11 protein-coding genes and 4 pseudogenes are annotated in these 16,059 nt (G+C 58.2%); 9 read left to right on the top strand and 6 right to left on the bottom strand.

Annotation, left to right across the window (positions count from 1 at the left end):
* Positions 1–890: 890 nt before the first annotated feature.
* Both ACVWW1_RS41210 and ACVWW1_RS41205 read right to left on the bottom strand, forming a co-directional pair.
* Positions 891–1,150, bottom strand: a pseudogene (locus ACVWW1_RS41210) (transposase); the annotation flags it as partial.
* A gap of 240 nt (positions 1,151–1,390) precedes the next feature.
* On the bottom strand, positions 1,391–2,035 hold the full coding sequence (locus ACVWW1_RS41205; RefSeq protein ID WP_429034108.1) for a hypothetical protein: 645 nt from the start codon (positions 2,033–2,035) through the stop codon (positions 1,391–1,393).
* Positions 2,036–2,305: 270 nt separating this feature from the next.
* On the opposite strand from ACVWW1_RS41205, the gene ACVWW1_RS41200 reads away from it, so the two are divergent.
* From ACVWW1_RS41200 to ACVWW1_RS41185, 4 genes and pseudogenes are all read left to right on the top strand, one after another.
* Positions 2,306–3,115, top strand: coding sequence for a type IV toxin-antitoxin system AbiEi family antitoxin domain-containing protein (locus ACVWW1_RS41200; RefSeq protein ID WP_456659842.1), 810 nt, complete (start codon positions 2,306–2,308; stop codon positions 3,113–3,115).
* The gene (locus ACVWW1_RS41195) at positions 3,112–4,572 is read left to right on the top strand and encodes a nucleotidyl transferase AbiEii/AbiGii toxin family protein (RefSeq protein WP_456659841.1); all 1,461 of its coding nucleotides are present in this window, start codon (positions 3,112–3,114) and stop codon (positions 4,570–4,572) included. The genes ACVWW1_RS41200 and ACVWW1_RS41195 overlap by 4 nt, the downstream gene beginning before the upstream one ends.
* 14 nt (positions 4,573–4,586) lie before the next feature.
* The gene (locus ACVWW1_RS41190) at positions 4,587–4,967 is read left to right on the top strand and encodes a hypothetical protein (RefSeq protein WP_456659840.1); all 381 of its coding nucleotides are present in this window, start codon (positions 4,587–4,589) and stop codon (positions 4,965–4,967) included.
* A 121-nt stretch (positions 4,968–5,088) separates the two neighbouring features.
* Positions 5,089–6,196, top strand: a pseudogene (locus ACVWW1_RS41185) (IS3 family transposase).
* Here the strand turns inward: ACVWW1_RS41185 and ACVWW1_RS41180 are convergent.
* Positions 6,193–6,510, bottom strand: coding sequence for a hypothetical protein (locus tag ACVWW1_RS41180; protein WP_456659839.1), 318 nt, complete (start codon positions 6,508–6,510; stop codon positions 6,193–6,195). The pseudogene ACVWW1_RS41185 and the gene ACVWW1_RS41180 sit on opposite strands and share 4 nt — an antisense overlap.
* A 774-nt stretch (positions 6,511–7,284) precedes the next feature.
* Here ACVWW1_RS41180 and ACVWW1_RS41175 point away from each other — a divergent pair.
* Positions 7,285–8,288 (top strand): annotated as a pseudogene (locus tag ACVWW1_RS41175) (tyrosine-type recombinase/integrase); the annotation flags it as partial.
* A gap of 354 nt (positions 8,289–8,642) precedes the next feature.
* Here the strand turns inward: ACVWW1_RS41175 and ACVWW1_RS41170 are convergent.
* Both ACVWW1_RS41170 and ACVWW1_RS41165 read right to left on the bottom strand, forming a co-directional pair.
* Positions 8,643–9,659, bottom strand: a complete 1,017-nt coding sequence (locus ACVWW1_RS41170; protein WP_456659838.1) for a hypothetical protein — start codon at positions 9,657–9,659, stop codon at positions 8,643–8,645.
* 14 nt (positions 9,660–9,673) lie between these two features.
* Positions 9,674–10,879, bottom strand: coding sequence for a tyrosinase family protein (locus ACVWW1_RS41165; protein WP_456659837.1), 1,206 nt, complete (start codon positions 10,877–10,879; stop codon positions 9,674–9,676).
* Positions 10,880–11,638: 759 nt separating this feature from the next.
* On the opposite strand from ACVWW1_RS41165, the gene ACVWW1_RS41160 reads away from it, so the two are divergent.
* Positions 11,639–12,061, top strand: a complete 423-nt coding sequence (locus tag ACVWW1_RS41160; protein WP_456659836.1) for a hypothetical protein — start codon at positions 11,639–11,641, stop codon at positions 12,059–12,061.
* Positions 12,062–12,119: 58 nt separating this feature from the next.
* Positions 12,120–13,682 carry a phospholipase D-like domain-containing protein gene (locus tag ACVWW1_RS41155; RefSeq protein WP_456659835.1) on the top strand — a complete coding sequence of 521 codons (1,563 nt, stop codon included), beginning with the start codon at positions 12,120–12,122 and terminating at the stop codon, positions 13,680–13,682.
* A gap of 326 nt (positions 13,683–14,008) precedes the next feature.
* On the opposite strand, the pseudogene ACVWW1_RS41150 reads toward ACVWW1_RS41155, so the two are convergent.
* Positions 14,009–14,141, bottom strand: a pseudogene (locus ACVWW1_RS41150) (ATP-binding cassette domain-containing protein); the annotation flags it as partial.
* A gap of 1,085 nt (positions 14,142–15,226) precedes the next feature.
* Between ACVWW1_RS41150 and tnpA the strand changes: the two are divergent.
* Positions 15,227–15,700, top strand: a complete 474-nt coding sequence (gene tnpA, locus ACVWW1_RS41145; RefSeq protein ID WP_456660794.1) for an IS66-like element accessory protein TnpA — start codon at positions 15,227–15,229, stop codon at positions 15,698–15,700.
* On the top strand, positions 15,681–16,034 hold the full coding sequence (gene tnpB, locus ACVWW1_RS41140; RefSeq protein ID WP_456659834.1) for an IS66 family insertion sequence element accessory protein TnpB: 354 nt from the start codon (positions 15,681–15,683) through the stop codon (positions 16,032–16,034). The genes tnpA and tnpB overlap by 20 nt, the downstream gene beginning before the upstream one ends.
* Positions 16,035–16,059: the final 25 nt, after the last annotated feature.

Raw genomic sequence — 16,059 nt, 5'->3', positions numbered from 1 at the left:
ACTGGATGGATACTACCTAGCTGCGCGTGTCGGACGATCTGTCGTAAGGTTCTATTCCAAAAAGCATGAGCAGAAGAAAGTCAAAGTAATGCTTGCCTAATACTCGCACTTTCGCGGTGGTGCTCCTTGAACGGTGCGAGCATAAGGAGCGGTTCGATGTTGAGACCACCTAGATTAACAGATCCCCCGACCTGCTGAACGAACGCAAACACTACTACTGGCGCAGTCGTACCCAACCCGTCGTGCCGACCATCGTGAAGCACCGGCGACGATACAGATACAATGTCGACGGTTTTCGCGCCGTGCGCTACGACGTGCAGATGGATGGCTATTTCGTACTCATCTACACCGGGTCGGATTGGCGGCGCGGCTGCGAATGGCGCGGGACGACGAAACACCCGGCCTCCCCCCTCGCACGGGCGGTAACATCTGGTTCTCCGATCGAACTTCCGCGTTGATCGCGCGCGACAAGCAGCACTGGTGCAAGTCGTGCGGTATTTCCCAGACATCGAGTTAGAGTTCGACCCGAACTCGCACTTATGACCCAACCGACTGAGAAGTCTGCCGAGTCGTTTCGACAGCAGCTCACGCGATGCAATTGAGTCCTTCATTTGATCGCAGATTTGACTTTGATAGCGGTTTCGGGACCAATTGAATTCGCAGCTTTAGTGAACTACTAGCCGGGTCGTGTCCCCGGTGATGGTGTAGCTCGGTAGAGCAAAGCCGCCCGGACGCGCGCCTCAAATAGCGCCGTAGCGGGCGGGCGGCTTTGCGGTGGTCACCGGCGATTCGCCGGTAGGATCGGGTTGCGACACGCCAACGCAACCGAGGAACCACCGATGACCGATGAGATGATGAACCTGCGCACGCTCGTGGAGAAGACCCCCGATGGGGCGGAGTTGGTCGGCGACCTTCCGCCACTGGGCTCGTGCGGCCTCGGCATCGTCCTGGGCAAACGCGGTGGCGATGAAGGCGGAGAGACGACACGCCGCCCGCTCTTGCCGGCATGCGCCAGCGCGTTGCGCATGAAGTGCACGCGGCAACGCTGCCAACTGGCGTTGAGCACCTTGTGGACCGTGGCCTTGCACATCAAAGCCCTGCGCCGGCAAATCGCGAAGCGCCCCGAGCTGCCGCGAGCGGTTGTGCGACGTTAGCCGCCGGCCCTTGATCTGATATCGCACTTCGGCGCCATCGGTGGCGTCGGCATCGCGCATCGAGTTCGGCGCCTGCTTCCAACCGAAGGCGCGACAAAACAGATGCTCGGCAAGATCGCCGACGGGATTGTTCGAGCTGCGGATGACGCCGCGCCGGCGAAGTTCCTCCGATACCGCGGCGTGCATCACGAGCAGCTCCGGCGGCGTTAAGTCTCTCAGATCTCGCAAAAGTTCACCTAGCGCTCGCGCGGCTCATACATAGCATCCGGATATGGAAGTCTGCCGTTGATCGTCCTAAGGAGCGCGAGATAGCTGCGCACAGCCTTCTGAAATTCGATTCCGTCACCGATCGGTCGGTCTTTGAATGCATGAATAGCGTTTCGACGCTGCTGCACCAGTTCGACAAGCGCGTCGCCTTCGGCGCCGAGCAGCTTTTGCGCTTTGCAATAGTTGCGCAGCTTCTCCAGTCCGAGGCCGTCCGGGGCGTGCGCCACTTGCTTTGCGTTGTCGTAGGCGTTTGCCTTCTTGAGATTGTCGATGTCTGTTTTGTAAGTTTCGTACCACACTGACAGGAGCGTCTTGATCGTGCCTTCGACGAGACTTCCCAAGTTGGCCCAGGCCAGGATGAGTTCCGCCGGGGTGAGCGCGTTGGATGGCTCGCGCATCCAGAGCCGCAGCGAGCCCGACAAAGACGCTTGCCAATCGAGACGTGACTTTCCGAGCAGGCCGGCGGCGACGACAGGAGCCCAGCCGTCGCTCTTCGACCAGAACTTGGCGATGCCTTGATTCAGGGTCTCGATTCGATCGACCACTTCCGTGACCGCCATCGCATCAATTGATTTTGGCACAACCTTTTTGACGAAGCTCAACGCTGCAGCCATCTCTTGTCCCTCGCGCGCCAGGCCGACCAAAGGCGGACGTGCTGGGCCACCTTCTCGATCAAGGTATCGCATATCTCTAGAAGACACTGCCGAGGCTGCACGTGAGCCTGCCGCTTTACCCCGGTAGCTTGCTTATCGAAGTGGGCCGTGTTTGTCTGTCATCTGTAATTAACGTTTTTTGCGAATTGTTGCTGATAAAGCAATGGACACGGTCGCTGACCACCTGTTATCCTGTGCGCTTAAATTCGCACTTTCCGCCAAGTGTTGCATATGGAACAAAGCCCTCCCCGTCTTCCTCAAGGCCGCGCACAGCTAGTCCGCGTCCTATCCACCGCGGGAGACGTGATCCACGTGGATGACGTCGCCGACGCCCTTCAGCTCGACCGCATCGCGGCCGCCCAGCGCCTTTCGCGCTGGACCGAGCAAGGTTGGCTGAGACGCGTGGGCCGGGGGACCTATGTCGCTGCGTCGATCGATACTATGGGGTCCGACCGCGTCCTTGACGATCCCTGGGTTCTCGTCCCCGCGCTCTTCGCGCCAGCATACATCGGCGGGCATACGGCGGCCGAGCATTGGGATCTCACCGAGCAAATCTTCAAGGACATCCTCGTGATGACCGCACAAGCCTTGCGTCAGAAGCGCCAAGAACGGCACGGCGCGCTGTTTTCGTTGAAGCACATCGATGAACGGAAGCTCTTTGGCACGAAGAGCGTCTGGCGCCATCAGACCCGCGTGCCCGTATCCGACGTGCACCGCACGGTCATCGACATGCTGGATGATCCCGCGGTCGGCGGCGGCATCCAGCACGTAGCCGATTGCCTTGCTGCCTATCTGCGACGCGGCGATCGCGACGACGAGAAGCTCATCGAGTACGCAGTGCGTCTCGGCAACGGCGCCGTCTTTAAGCGCCTCGGATTTTTGGCCGAGCGCTTGCCTGACGGTGCTGAGCTCGCCCGCCTTTGCGAGCACCATCTCAGTGGCGGCCATGCGAAGCTCGACCCTACCCAGGATGGATCGCATGTGGTGACAAAGTGGCGGCTGCGCGTGCCCCAACGCTGGGCTCGCGAGGGAACGACATGATCGATAAGCGCGAAATCCTCGCCGTCGCCCAGCAGACGTCCCTCACGCCACACGTCGTTGAGAAGGACTATGTCCTCGGATGGATGCTCGCCGGCATCTACGGGCACGAGGATCTCGCGGAAAGTTGGGTGTTCAAAGGCGGCACGTGCCTGAAAAAGTGTTTTTTCGAGACCTATCGCTTCTCCGAAGACCTCGACTTCACGCTTATTAAGCCGGAGCAGCTCGACGCTGGCTTTTTGAAGACCGTATTTTCTGAAATCGCTGAGTGGATTTACGAACAGACCGGCATCGAGATTCCAGCCGACAAGCAGGAGTTCGAGATCTATCAGAACCCGCGCGGACAAATCTCGTGCCAAGGCAAGATCAGCTATAAGGGACCTGTCTCATCGACCCACGGCCTTCCGCGCATTAAACTTGACCTGACAGCTGACGAGCGTGTCGTTCTACCGCCCGTTCGCGCGCAGATTTTTCACCCGTACACCGACGCTCCAGACGAGGGCATCAACGTCCTGGCTTACGACTACATCGAGGCGTTCGCCGAAAAATTCCGAGCGCTCGCCGAGCGAACGCGTCCACGTGACCTTTACGACGTCGTGAACCTTTACCGAAACGGCGAGGCGCGCCCGGAACCGCGGCGCTTTATGGAAGTCCTACGCGCCAAATGCGAATTCAAGGGCATCGGTATTCCGAGCATAGCTGACCTTGAGCCTCACCGTGCGGATCTTGAGTCGGGCTGGATCCACATGCTGGAACACCAGCTTCCTGCGCTCCTTCCCGTGGCAACCTTCTGGGATGCGCTCCCAGAAATCTTCGCCTGGCTCGAAGGCGCCGTCCCGCATCCCCTCGCGGCGATGCCTATCGGCGCCGGTGACACGCTTATCCGCGAACGCATCATCGACCTGCCTACCGGCGGCCGAGGCCAGAACTATATCGAGATGATCCGCTTCGCTGCGGCTAACCGGCTCCTTGTAGAAATCGATTACCGGGACAAGCAAGGCAACCGGTCCACGCGTGCGATCGAAGCCTACTCCCTCCGCCGCTCGCAGGCGGGCGACGTACTCCTCATGGCCGTGCGCGCCGACAACGGGCAGTCGCGCAGCTATCTGGTCGATAGCATCCTTGGGGTCACAACTACCCAGACGCCATTCTCGCCGCGCTACCCGATCGAACTTACGCCATCTGGCCCTCAGAGCATTCCGCAGGCGACGAACTCGGGCTCAGGAGAGGGCTTCGGCGTACGCTATGCGCCGGTTATTCGGCGTTCGCCCGCCCGCAAACCGACGCGCAGCGCAAGTTTTGCCGGCACAAGCGGACCAACTTACGTATTCAAATGCTCAGTCTGCGGAAAGACCTTCAATAAGAAGAGCTACGACGCGACGTTGAATAAGCACAAGAACAACCGGACGGGCTATGAATGTTTCGGCACGTTCGGAACCTTCGTAAGAACGAAATACTAGCGAGACCGCGGTCAATGGTTGAAGAGAACAAACCTGGCGGCAGGGACGCGGACGAGACAGATCCGTATGAAAACGATCCGTTCTTCAAGAGGTTCTTCGATGGCCCGTGGAACGCTTGTATCGACAGACAAGGGCACGAGGAGAACTATATCGACGGGTACATAGAAGCAGCCATTGAACTCGCGGACGCAATTTTTGAGAAGCAACTGATCGGGAAGCGCGATACGCTGGTGCTACCGATCCTTTACAACGCACGGCACGCAATCGAGCTCACCTTGAAATTTGCGACCGAGCATCTGATCAAAGCGAGCTTGATCAAGGACGACGGGCGTAAACTTAGCCATAATATCAAGGCTAGAGCGTGTTGCGATCAAAGCGGATTGTATCCGCAATGACGGATATAGTTGGTGAGCTGCACCCGGTTCCGAAGACACCAAGTTAGGTGTTTTATGGAGCAGGAGGTGTGTCACGGAGAGACGGAAGTTCACGCGAGAGTTCAAGCTTGAGGCGGTCAAGCTGGTCAAGGACCGTGGGGTGTCGTACGCCCAGGCCGCAGAAGATTTGGGCGTTCATCCGACGCAGCTGCGTAACTGGGTGAAGGCTTTTTGGCTGATGATCCGGAGCATTCGTTCCCTGGCCAAGGTCAAATGAAGCCCGAGCAGTCGGAGATCGCGCGTCTCAAGCGCGAGGTCGCCAAGCTGAAGGCCGAACGAGACATCCTAAAAAAAGCCGCGGCCTACTTCGCGAAGGAATCGACGTGAAGTTCGGTTTCATTGCGAAGCACCGGGGGGTCTGGCCGGCGGAATGGTTGTGCGAGGCGCTCGGTGTCTCGCGAGGTGGGTTTTATCCGTGGCTGACAAGGCCACGCAGCCGTCGCGTCCAGAGTAACGAGGATCTCGGCGCGAAAGTCCGTGCCAGCTTCCTTGGGAGCGACCGGACCTATGGCGCCAGGCGCGTGTGGCACGACCTGCTCGCCGAAGGGGTATCGTGCGGGCTGCATCGGATCGAACGATTGATGCGGCTGCAGGCCCTCAAAGCACGCCCGCGACGGCGGCGTCTGCCGCCGGATCTGGGTGAGCGGCAGGCCGCCGCCGTCGCTCCCAATGTGCTCGACCGCTCCTTCGAAGCAGCCGCTCCCAACCGCAAATGGATTGCCGACTTTACCTATGTCTGGACGGCCGAGGGGTGGCTCTACGTGTCTGCCGTCGTCGATCTGTTCTCGCGGCGTGTGGTCGGCTGGTCGATGCAGACCGCCATGACGGCACAGCTCGTCACCGACGCGCTGGTGATGGCAATCTGGCGACGGGGCAAACCTGACGCGCTGCTGCATCATTCCGATCGCGGCAGCCAATACATCAGTGAGCAGTTCCAGCGATTGATGGTCGATCACGGCGTCGTCTGCTCGATGAGCCGTTCAGGCAACGTCTGGGACAATGCGGCGATGGAGAGCTTCTTCTCGTCGCTCAAGACCGAGCGAACAGCGCGCAAAGTGTACCGAACAAGGGATGACGCCAAGGCCGACGTGTTCGACTATATTGAGCGCTTCTACAATCCGAAACGAAGACACTCGACGATCGGATATCTGAGCCCTATGGAGTTCGAACGGAAGGCCGGATTAGCTTAAGCCGGTGTCAACAGAACCGGGTGCAGCTCAAGACTTGTAACGGCGACATGGAGCATATCGACAAAGGACAAGCAACCGAACCGAGAATTGGATTTTCTCTTTACACGACGCAGGCGCGGCCAGGAAGAGCGGTCAGGGATCCAAACAATCCACTGACGACAAAGTGCGGTATCGATACCGACCCTAGTCTTGATGAGGAATGCCAACGAATTCGGATCGAGATGTTCGTCCCTGTTGTTCAACCTCAGCCGTTTTGTCTGAAAAAGACGTTTGCTGATTTCTGGCTCAATCGGCTCGGCTTTGATTGGAGTCATCGGATGTCACCTAGCGTCGTTCTGTGCTCTCGGGACATCAAACGGGATGTAAAGTCTGGTCCGCCCCCAGTGCGCAACGCGAGTAAAGCATCAATATTATAGGTGTTTCAGAGGGATCGAGTATGATCCAACATGATCGAAAAGGGGGTAGTGGGGTGGTTGTGGATGAAACCACTAGTACGCGCATCACATTGAACAAGCGATGGTTTTCGCGCGTGCAGTTGTAGCAGGGGACGCCAACAGGGGACTGTAAGCTGTGACGGTTTGTGATCATCACGTTTCCTCACGGTCGCTCTCGCAAAAGGAATTTTGATCAGTCGCGCTCACGAACGCAAGTCGCCTCTAGCGCCAACAGCAGACATTCTAAGCTCCATCGAGCGAGGTCCGAGATCGGCGAACAAGCGACATCACAATGATAGGAGCCACCAACTGGGATGACCGCCGGGCAAAAAAGCGGCCGCCCCATTTGGGGCCGCCGGTGAGAAGTTGCTTTGATGCTCTTGTTTAGCGCCGGCACCACTACCGAAATAGACAGCGCTAAAGCTGGATCAAGCAAGGATAGCCGCTCAGGAAGCTGCCGCCATCGACGCCTTGATCGCGCGTTTCAATTGCACCACAGCCGATCCACGACTGCTTCAGGGCGCCAGTGAGCGTCCTTCGTTGCATAAGTAGGCAAATTGCGAGCGGTTTGAGGGATAGGAACGGGCTTCCGCTCCCTGCAAACGACCCCCTGTTCTTCCTCGACCGATCCCAGTGCGGAACAGAAAAAACGCCATGCCAAGCCTGACCGAGACCGCGATCCGACACGCGCTGAAGCGCGTCGAACTCAGCCGGAAACAAGAAAACCTCGCAGATGGCGAGGGCCGCGGCACCGACCGTCTCGTCCTCGTCCTCAAGCCGATGCCGAAGCGCGTGACCGCCGACTGGATGGCGCAATGGCGCGACGGCAAACGCAGCAAAAAAGAAGCTCGGCGCCTATCCGTCGACGTCCTTGGCTCAGGCGCGTGAGATCTTCAAGCGCGACTACGCCGATGTGATGGAGCATCAAGATCGCAACAGACACCCGCCCCGGCACCGTCGCCGATCTGTTCGAGGGCTATGTCGCGTCGCTCAAGGCCGCCGGCAAGCCGTCTTGGAAAGAGACAGAGAAAGGCCTCAACAAGATCGCCGACACGCTGGGGCGCAACCGACTCGCGCGCGAGATAGAGTCTGAGGAGATCGTCGAGCTTATCCGGCCGATCTACGAATGTGGCGCCCGCTCGATGGCCGATCACGTGCGATGTTACATCCACGCGGCTTATAGTTGAGGGATGAAATCGGACAATGACTATCGGAATACATCCCCGCGCCGCTTCCGTATCCCATACAATCCAGCCTCGGAAATTCCGACCGAACCCAAGGTCCAGGGCACGCGCTGGCTTAATGAGGAAGAGTTCGTGCAACTCTATCGCTGGCTGGAATGCTCCGATACGCCGGTTCATCCCTCCTATCCTCGCGCTGTGCAGCTGATCATGTTGACCGGTCAACGCGTCGAGGAAATCGCGCGCCTGCATGTCGATCAATGGGATGCGCCGGAGAGGATCATCGACTGGTCCAAGACCAAGAACCTTCAGCCGCATGCCGTTCCAATGCCGTCGCTCGCCACCGAGCTGATTGAGTCGATCAAGCCAAATAAATACGGCTGGTTCTTTCCCTCAGCGAAGGACCCATCCAAGCCCGTAAGCCACGGTACGCTCTATAGCTTCGTTTGGCGCCAACGGGACCGCGGCGTGATCCCCTAGTCGGGGTGCGACGGCCGGCTTGACCTGAACGACTGCAGGCCCGAGGACACAACGCCGCCCAAGAACGCATGCAGCTCCAGGCTCCGAGGAACCGCTGGCGTTGCGGCATAAGGAAGTCTACAGGCGCCACTTCCTAAAGCGGACGAGAAAACGGGTGCCGCGGATATCGCCACGCCGACGGTCCAGTTAGCCAAGCTTCGGTTTTGAGCGGACAGCCTCTTCGCGAAATAGAGGCTTACCGCCGTGGAGCCTGGAAGGCAGACGCGCCAAGGATCGGCCTCATGGCGATCGCAGCGCAACGAGTATCGGCGGATTTGTCGCGCCGCTCAGGCTGCAAACCTGCACCGTCTCTTACGTGCGGCCGAGTGATTTCAAGTAGTTTTGCAACCCGGTCGAATCCAGCTCGGGACGAACCGCTTCGTAGCGCGTGATCGAATCCTTGATGGTTTCGATTTTGATCGTATCAAGCTTTCCTTTATTGGCCTGCGCCTTGATGGCATTTGACAGAACGTTCTTCACGTCAGCCGCAGGCAAACTGCTTCCCATCTCGGAAACCAGATTGTCAAACACGAGCGACGGCAGTTTTGTATTGGCAACAAGTGCCGGCGCATAGGCTCCGAACTGGGGATCGTTGCGCGCAAGTCCCTTTGCGGCCGCCGCTCGAACTTCGACGGGCGCGGCTTCGTTAAGCAGATAAGTCTTGATCTTGGCGTGGTACTGTGAGGTTGACGAAAGATAAGAAATCGCCTCGGATTGCGCCTTGAGCGAACTCTTGTCCAGGAAGCTTGCGGCATAACTCGCGCCAACTTCAGGCTTTGCAAGCGTGATGTATTGCATCGCCTCGACATCGGAAATCTTCTTTTCCTTGTAGGACGTCTGCACGGATTGCAAGGCAGGCTCGTCGTTCAACGACGCCAGGCTTGCCGCCGCGATTTCGCGAACCGACTGCCGGGAATCTTGCATCGCCTTGCGAAGAGCGGCGACCGCCTTGGGAACGGACTGGTCTCCGCCATGCATATGAGAGTCCAGCGTCGGTCCGTGGTTCATCATGACGACAATCGAAGACAGATATGTTGCCGCTGAGGTCGCCAGACCGACGTTCTGATCTCCGAGCAGAATGATCGCTGGATCCAGTGCGGCGCGGGGATAACCAACGCGCAACTGATCGAACGCCGTGAGCCGTTGTTCGGCGGTCACCTTTGTGTCGGAGATCGTCGCAATGAGAGATTTTATCGCGGCCTGGTTTTCATCGTAATAGCCCTGGAGTTCCGCCGGAACGGCCGTCTGCGCGGTCGATTGCGTCGACAGCAGGCACAACGTACTGGCGGCTATTGAAAAACTGGCGGCAATTTTCCATGAGCTGCTCATCGCTCGTCCGATCGCTAGTTGTTCAGGAGCTCGCCACGAAATCCGATGTCGTCGTAACAAACTCCGTTGGCATTCTCCAAATTCGTTTTCCCTAGATAATCTACCATCTTGGCGGGAAAAGGGGGAGAGTCCGGTGTCAATGGTAAACCTTCGGAGGCGGGGAACGCAAAGGAATAGGGCAACCACGTTGCCATTTCATCGGTCCCGGTCGCCGCCTTGCCCCAAGGCCACATCTCGTCCATGGCATATAAGCCTTTACGAACACGCCCATTTGCGGCTGCCCCGGGGTACTGACCGGTCGGAGCATAAGAAGCCTCATCGGCCCCATTGGAGGTAAACCGGTTATAGGCAGCCTGCCAGTGGGCCCATCCCCGATCGACGTTGGCATGAAGCAAAAAGAACAGAGGGTCGCTCGGAGAGTCGGCGCCGCCGAGCCAGCCCAGGACTGCCGCATGTGCGTTGTTATGGTAGTTGAGCTCGAAGGAATCCGTCGTCGGGCGATATTTCTCTGCCCGGTTGGGGCAGTTCGCCGGGTTTGCGAGACAGAGAATATTGTCTAGGTTTTTGGCGCTCACCGCGGCCGTGTCCGGAAAAACCTTGAAGCGGCGGATGGTCTGGCCGGCCTTGCTCCATCCACGGATTGGATTGTTTGCGCTGAACTGAACTTCCGTGCTGCCGGGAGTGAGGCCGCCGATGAAATCTTGATCGAAAAGCTTGGGCGCCGCCGCGTCAAACTTCCAGTATGGCAATGAGACCGTCGGATCGATCTCCTGCAGCTCTCTCTCGAAATCCAAAAGGAATGCCCGGTGCCAAGGCAGGAAGTTGCTCACAAATTGGCCGAAGCCCGAATGAATGCCGAGATTGAATGCGTCGGCATGCGCCGTATAGAAGTCTTCGTAGCGTGTCGGTCTCGCCTGGCCACGCTTTGTCTTCCAAGACGCTAGCGCGCGTAAAAACGCATTTCTTTCGAGCTGGGACAGTTTTTCGGCGTTCTTGCGAACGCGCACCATGATGGCATTCGAGGCAACGATAGTCCCGTCCGTCCGCTTCGCCTGGATCGTGACATCCTTGGCACCGAATGACGGCTTGAGGCCGACGACATAAAACTCGGTCCAGCTTCCATCGCCCTTGAGCACCAAGTCGAGGTTGCCGACAGGCACGGCATCAAGTGAAGACGCTGACGATAGAAATCCCGCGTCTCCGGCGATCGGCGGGTTCATGGACGCGCTTAGAACGATGGGCGTGTCCGCGGGCCCTGTCGAAGGAGGGAGTAGCCGAATCCTCGACTTCACGGGCGTCCAGCAGATGAAGTCATCTCCCTTGCTCGCGGTCTGGCGGATTTGGATTTCGGCAAGAGCCTGCGCTTTGGCAGGGGCCGGCAGAAGGCCAGGGATTCCAGCGAGCAAAAAGAAACACGCGACGATTTTATGACGCATGGAGCTTCACAACTTGGTGCCAGATGGAAAATGAAAGGTCGGAGCAAGAGCGGCGTAAACAAAACAAGACACATTGCAGCAATGCGCAAAAGTTAACACCGGGAAGCTTCCCGTCAAGGGGGGTATTCTCCCAAATTGCAACTTCGATACATCCGCAACCAAATGGCGGCGGAGAGGTTCCGGTTTCCACCTAATTAGAGTGACTTCCTTTTACTGCCACCGCGACAGTGACGCCGACGCGCCACCGTGATGATTGAAATGCGGCGTGATCTGCTGTGGTCGGGGACCTCTTGTGCCGGTCAACCCGGCCCACCTCTGCACGGAACAACTTTGGTCATGTGGAAGTCGCTGCCGGCCGAGAAGCATCCGACGCCGGAAGCACAGATTAGAAGCCACAGAACTCTTGCACGAGACTTGCGGCACCAAGTCGCGTGTCATCTGCCAGCGTGCGGAAAACGTCAAGTTGCTAAAGCGTACGGAGTCGCGCAAAGATCGTCAAGGTGGATCGTAGATCCTTATTGTTTATTTCATTGGAGATCTCACATGCCCGCCCTTGCATTTGCCAATAACGATATTGCGGTCGTGGCCTGGACGTTTGAAAAGCGGCTCGACGGCTGCCTTGGCTTCGCCGTGTACCAGCATGATCTCGCGACTGACGTGGAAGTCGCCCTACCCGCGCTCGCACGGTTCGCATCGCAGGACGCCCAAGCCCATTTTACGACCGAACAAGCCCCGGTCCAGAAGTTCTGGTGGAAAGATCTTTATGCGCATCGTGGCAGTGCCTACCGCTATCGCATTGTGCCGATGGGCGGGACACCAGGGGCGCTAAAGCCGCTTGAAGGCGTCGAGCCGCTTGTGAGCAACGATATCACGCTCACGCCGGACCAGCCCGCCCTTCAAGGCCTATTTCAACCGTGGCATCGTCGCTTCGCAATCGGTTATTCACGCGCTCGGCGACAAGGCTGATATCAACATTCTCAAGGGCCATATCACCAATCCGGCAGACCCTCTGCGAGCCCGGTTGATGGGTCAGATATTCGAGGGTGTCACGTCGCTGCTTGATCGCGCTGACACGTCGCGCGGTACCATTAATGCCGCCTTGTATGAGCTCGATGACCCGCGGGGGCTCGAGGTCCGCCTGCAGGCGTCCGATAAGGGCGATCCCAAGAGCCGCACCGTGATACTCGGCAACGAGTGGCTTCACGATGACACGACGGGTGAGGATATCGAGGACGCCGATGCCGACAACCGAAAGGCACTGAAAAAAGCGGGCGTTCCCGTTATCGACCGCATCGTCCAAAAAGGCCGCATTCCTCACAACAAGTTTATGGTTCTGACCTCGACTGGCAAGCCCGCCGCAGTTTTGACCGGCTCGACCAACTGGACCAGCAGCGGACTGTGCACGCAAACCAACAACGCTCTCGTGATCGAATCGCAGCGCGTCGCGGAGCGCTACATCGACTATTGGACCGAATTGAAGAAGGATATTGATCAAGCGGCCGGAAACCAAAAAGCACTCCAAGGAGATGCTCTGCGCAGCTGGACACACACGAACAACAACAACGCTCGGATTCAGTTGGAAGACGGCACGACCGAGATCGAGGTGATGTTCTCGCCAAACACGAAAAATCCGCTGGCGAGCCCGCCCAAGGAAGTACCAAACGACGTCAAACGAATGTTCGATTTGGTCGCCGGCGCCAAACAAGCAGTGTTGTTTCTCGCATTCGATCCCGGCAATAATTCAATTCTCGACGCCGCAGGGCAAGCGCTTGCGAAAGATCCCAATCTCTTTGTGCGCGGCGCACTGACCAGCACGCAACGCGCCGGAAATTTTAGTCAAGCTCTGCATCGCGGTGAGGAATCGGATCATGGCGATGGCGAGGACATGCATGTCGCCGTCATCGGTGAAGCGGGAATATCGAAGAGAACGCCAAAAGCCGCGAAGAAAGCAAAAGGCAAGAAGAAGCCGAACAGCGCCGTGGACTACCGGGCCATTCCGGCGGGCTCGCTAACTAAAAACGACGCCTTCGGCGCCTGGGAAGGAGAACTCTACAAGTACGGTCATGCGATCATTCACAACAAGATTGTTGTCATCGATCCTTTCAGCGACAATTGCACGGTGATCACCGGCTCCCACAACTTGGGATATCGAGCCTCCAGCAACAACGACGAGAACATGGTGATCATTCACGGCCATCGCAGTCTGGCGCAGGCCTATGCTTGCCACGTGCTCGACGTCTACGATCACTATGCGTGGCGGTACTGGCTACACAAGTATCCCGACCGGTTCGGAAAGCCGCTCCGCGAAGACGCGGGATGGCAAGATAATTACATCGTTGGAGCCGACGAAAAAGCGCCAGAACTTCGCTTTTGGCTCTCGTCGGCACGGAGCGGCGTAGCTGGGCCGGCGCCCTCAACGACGCGTCGGACCGGGAAACCGCGTGGAACTGCCGCGAAAGGCGCCAAACCAAAGAAGAAGTCGGTGAAAGGCAAGAAGACGACCAAGAAGACCGCCAAACGAAAGGCCGCAAAAGGGGCCACCAGAAAAGTGGCGAAGAAAAAGAAGATAGCGAAGAAGAAGCGGTAACGATACGCTGATCAAGCCGGGCGTGGCGCGAGTGATGGAAATCGTTCTCTCAAAATGGCTCGCTGACTTGTCGGACGGACGGCACTCCGTCGCGAAAACTGATATCCAGGATCAGATTGAAGATGGCCGGATCCCAGGAAGGGGGATATTCGCCATGAGGCGCTCCCAGGCTGTGGGCGAGGTTAGGAATGTTGCCGTGATGCCAGCAGACGACCGTAAGCTTGCCCTCGTACCGATTATGGTCGAGCAGGTGGTGAGCCAGCGCTTGGTAGTCCTCGTCCGCAAACCACCGGTCGAGCTGAAGACCAAGCGAGGCGGATACGTCTTACGCCGGCAAACGGCTCGTCCAGCAGCAGAAGCTTTGGGGGAGCACCAGCGCACGCGCAAGCTCGACCCGCTTCTGCACGCCATAGGGCAGCGTTCCGGCAAAGCGGTCGGAACGTCGTCGAGACGTAGGAAGCCGATGACCTCTTTCGCCCCAAAGCTCCTTCGGAGAGAACTGCTCTGGATTTAGAGCGAAGTACTCTGGACCGGCGGGGACTGGCGACGGGATGGATCGATCATCCAGCATTCGCTGAAGCCGGCCTGGAGAGAACTGCTTTGGATTGAAAGTAAACTCTTCTGGATCGACGGAGGGCGACTGAGCAACGTGATCGTCCTGTCGTCCGCGAAGCTCGTCATGCAAGTCCCTTTCCAGTCGCTCAAGCTCCGCTGAAGGGACGGAGACTGGGGATGGGATGGATTGATCATTCAGATGATCCAGCACTGAATAGTTTGGCTTGGTGAGCACGGGTGATCAAAGAACAGAGCCCGCAACGTAGCGTGATCGTTACGGACCGTCACTTCTTGCAGCCCCCTATTGGCGCCCCCTACCGTCTCTGCGCTTACGAAAAAGGTCCTATATTCAACAACATATGCGCAGCAGGTTTCGTGCACAATCAACTCATCAGCTCGCCATGCATGTACACGACCACCTATAGCTTCGATGCATCGATCACGCGCAAGCCATTGCTGTCGTCCTTCGGACCGTTGAGCATCTATGATGTAATGGACATCTGGTCCGCGTGGGCGGACCGCAATAGTCGCCACCGGCGGGCGTGCCGCGCTGCGCGCTCTATCCGGCGGCTACCCGTTACTCTAGGACACCTTCCCACCGCCGTGAACAAACAGAGCGAGGAAACCGTGCCTGGCGTGCACCGGCGCAACAACGATCCATCACGTCTGCTGATGACGATCAGAGCCTCAACTGTCGCCTCCCAAAAGGTTCATCTCCGACGCGCTTTCCGCGGAGTTTCCTCGCCGTACGCAGACACGTGGGCCGACAGGCGGTTTCGAGTGCCGAACCCAAGCGGCTGATCAATGCCGAATCCCGGCGGTGCCTTCCTCTGCCCGCTGAAGAGAATCCGCAAAAGCGGCATGTCCGGCGGGTGCGGTGATTAAGCATCGCGACTTTCGATTGTTTGTAAGCGCGAATTTCCCCGCACCTTTTGCGGTTGAGTGCTGTGATGCATGAGGTGTCCACCAAATTAGGTGGACACCTTGTGATGGCAGACGATGATCAGAAACTGCGGGTCAGGCTTGTTGGCCGGAATGGGCGCCGGCGATACGACCCCACGTCGAAGGACCGTCTTGTCGCGGCCTGCCTTGAACCTGGGGTTTCGGTATCGAGGCTTGCGCTCGAACATGGGGTCAATGCGAACCTTCTTCGGAAGTGGATCAAGAAGTGGACGGCGACCAGGTCGGTGCCGCCGTCTTCACCACCGGCGTTCATCCCGGTTCAGCTTGAGAGGACTGCCGATCGGGCCCTGTCGCGGCAGAGCAGCGTGGCGACGGTGGATTTGCCGGCGACTTGCGATGAAGTGCGTGATTCGGAATCCAAAAGGACTGCAGCTTTTTGCTCTCCGGCCAAAGTGAGCGCGTCCCTGCCGAACGGCGTGAAGCTCGCGCTGGAATGCGGCGATGTAGATGCATTGACGGCGATCATCGGAGCACTGAGCCATGTTCAGACTGGGCGGTGACCTGCAAGTCTATCTGCACCGTGAGCCGATCGACTTCCGGGCTGGCATCAACAGCCTTGCGGTTCTGGTCCAGGAGACGATGGCGCTCGATCCGTTTGCTCCGGCGGTTTTTGCGTTCTGCAATCGCCGTTGCGACCGGATGAAGCTGCTGTTCTTCGATCGGTCCGGCTTCGTGCTGGTCCTGAAGCGGCTGACCGAGGACAAGTTCCGATGGCCGCGCCGCCAAGAGGCGGTCGTCACGCTTACGACCGAGCAATTGCACTGGATCCTCGACGGCATCGATATCGATGCGATGGTCCGCCATCCGTTGCGGCAATATCAGGTTGCCGGCTGAGCTCTCGAGTTGAGCGGTTGACGCG

Source organism: Bradyrhizobium sp. JR3.5, assembly GCF_054057015.1.
This window is presented reverse-complemented; position numbering and strand designations above follow the sequence as displayed.

Coding starts and splice junctions, on each gene's coding strand:
- ACVWW1_RS41205 (WP_429034108.1), bottom strand. CDS start 2,035: ATGGCTGCAGCGTTGAGCTTCGTCAAAAAGGTTGTGCCAAAATCAATT.
- ACVWW1_RS41200 (WP_456659842.1), top strand. CDS start 2,306: ATGGAACAAAGCCCTCCCCGTCTTCCTCAAGGCCGCGCACAGCTAGTC.
- ACVWW1_RS41195 (WP_456659841.1), top strand. CDS start 3,112: ATGATCGATAAGCGCGAAATCCTCGCCGTCGCCCAGCAGACGTCCCTC.
- ACVWW1_RS41190 (WP_456659840.1), top strand. CDS start 4,587: ATGGTTGAAGAGAACAAACCTGGCGGCAGGGACGCGGACGAGACAGAT.
- ACVWW1_RS41180 (WP_456659839.1), bottom strand. CDS start 6,510: ATGACTCCAATCAAAGCCGAGCCGATTGAGCCAGAAATCAGCAAACGT.
- ACVWW1_RS41170 (WP_456659838.1), bottom strand. CDS start 9,659: ATGAGCAGCTCATGGAAAATTGCCGCCAGTTTTTCAATAGCCGCCAGT.
- ACVWW1_RS41165 (WP_456659837.1), bottom strand. CDS start 10,879: ATGAACCCGCCGATCGCCGGAGACGCGGGATTTCTATCGTCAGCGTCT.
- ACVWW1_RS41160 (WP_456659836.1), top strand. CDS start 11,639: ATGCCCGCCCTTGCATTTGCCAATAACGATATTGCGGTCGTGGCCTGG.
- ACVWW1_RS41155 (WP_456659835.1), top strand. CDS start 12,120: ATGGGTCAGATATTCGAGGGTGTCACGTCGCTGCTTGATCGCGCTGAC.
- tnpA (WP_456660794.1), top strand. CDS start 15,227: ATGGCAGACGATGATCAGAAACTGCGGGTCAGGCTTGTTGGCCGGAAT.
- tnpB (WP_456659834.1), top strand. CDS start 15,681: ATGTTCAGACTGGGCGGTGACCTGCAAGTCTATCTGCACCGTGAGCCG.